Below are 951 nucleotides of genomic sequence, written 5' to 3'. Positions count from 1 at the left end.
GCGTTCCGACGATAGCGGTGCGTCAGACGACATCCATGTCGACTGTACCGTTGTTATCGTCGGAACGCCGCCCGGAGCCGGCTCACTCCTACAAGGGTTCTGCAAAGGCCCGCGAGAATCAGCTATACCTCTATGAAACGAATAGTGTGCAGGATGCTCGAAACAAACGGGTGCAACTTACCGGGATAGAGTCAAACCATGCAGTTTCTCGAGGATAGCCACGGGTGTTCCGGGTGGAACGGCGAAATGGCCGGGCGCATTCGTGCGTTCGACTGGAGCCTGACCGAACTTGGCCCACTCGATTCATGGTCCAGGAGCCTGAGCAGCGCGGTGCAGTTGATGCTCGCGTCCTCGCTGCCGATGGTGATGCTCTGGGGGCAGCCCGGGTACATGATCTATAACGATGCTTACTCCAAGTTTGCCGGTGGGCGTCATCCGTACCTGCTGGGGTCTACGGTGGAGCTGGGTTGGCCAGAAGTCGCCGAATTCAATCGCCACGTAGTCGACACCTGCCTGGCGGGCGGCACCTTGTCCTATCGCAACAAAGAACTGGTGCTGCTGCGTGACGGGGTTCCGGAACATGTCTGGATGGACCTCTACTACAGCCCGGTGGCTGATGATGACGGACGTCCGGCCGGGGTCATGTCCATGGTGGTGGAAACCACGGAGCGGGTGATATCCGAGCACCGGCGACAAGTGGCTGAAGACGCTTATCGTGCGGATAACGAGCGGGTGCGCCTGGCATTGAACGCCGGTGCCTTGCTCGGTTCCTTTGTCTGGGACATCAAGACCAACGTGTTGTCGGGTGATGAGCGATTCGCTCGCACGTTCTCTTATCCACCCGGGCAAGACTTGGGCAATCTGTCACAGGCAACGTGTTGTCGGGTGATGAGCGATTCGCTCGCACGTTCTCTTATCCACCCGGGCAAGACTTGGGCAATCTGTCACAGG

Annotated in this window: 1 protein-coding gene; it reads left to right on the top strand. The window is 58.8% G+C overall.

All coding sequences use genetic code 11. The annotated features are described in order from the left end of the window. Positions 1 to 198 precede the first annotated feature (198 nt). Positions 199 to 951, top strand: a 753-nt coding sequence (locus AC1DVH_RS31805) for a PAS domain-containing protein (RefSeq protein ID WP_477757123.1), incomplete at its 3' end; no start/stop codon positions are given.

The organism is Pseudomonas sp. P4_C3 (assembly GCF_056402075.1).
Note: the sequence above shows the minus strand (reverse complement) of the source record. Positions and strands in the feature narration are given on the sequence as shown.